Origin of the sequence: Pseudomonas sp. HMSC067G02, from assembly GCF_001813485.1 — a bacterium.
Taxonomy (GTDB): Bacteria; Pseudomonadota; Gammaproteobacteria; order Pseudomonadales; family Pseudomonadaceae; genus Pseudomonas; species Pseudomonas aeruginosa.
Window position 1 is genome coordinate 1 of the sequence record NZ_KV812645.1, and the last position, 650, is coordinate 650.

Genomic DNA, 650 nt, shown 5'->3' on the forward strand with positions numbered 1-650 from the left:
GCTGAACCGCCGGGCCAACCGCCTGGCGCATGCCTTGATCGAGCGCGGGATCGGCGCGGACCGCCTGGTGGGCGTGGCCATGGAGCGTTCCATCGAGATGGTCGTGGCCCTGATGGCGATCCTCAAGGCCGGCGGCGCCTACGTGCCGGTGGACCCGGAGTATCCCGAGGAGCGCCAGGCCTACATGCTGGAGGACAGCGGCGTGCAGCTGCTGCTCAGCCAGTCGCACCTGAAGCTGCCGCTGGCGCAAGGTGTGCAACGGATCGACCTGGACCAGGCCGATGCCTGGCTGGAAAACCATGCCGAGAACAATCCGGGGATCGAGCTGAACGGCGAGAATCTTGCCTATGTCATCTACACCTCCGGCTCCACCGGCAAGCCCAAGGGCGCCGGCAACCGCCATTCGGCGCTGAGCAACCGCTTGTGCTGGATGCAGCAGGCCTATGGGCTGGGCGTCGGCGATACGGTGTTGCAGAAGACCCCGTTCAGCTTCGACGTGTCGGTCTGGGAGTTCTTCTGGCCGCTGATGAGCGGGGCGCGTTTGGTGGTGGCCGCGCCGGGCGATCATCGCGATCCGGCGAAGCTGGTGGAGCTGATCAACCGCGAAGGGGTCGACACGCTGCACTTCGTGCCGTCGATGCTGCAGGCGT

1 protein-coding gene is annotated in these 650 nt (G+C 66.5%); it reads left to right on the forward strand.

Going from position 1 to position 650, the window contains the following annotated elements:
- Positions 1 to 650, forward strand: a 650-nt coding sequence (locus tag HMPREF2914_RS09335; protein WP_139148198.1) for an AMP-binding protein, incomplete at both ends; no start/stop codon positions are given.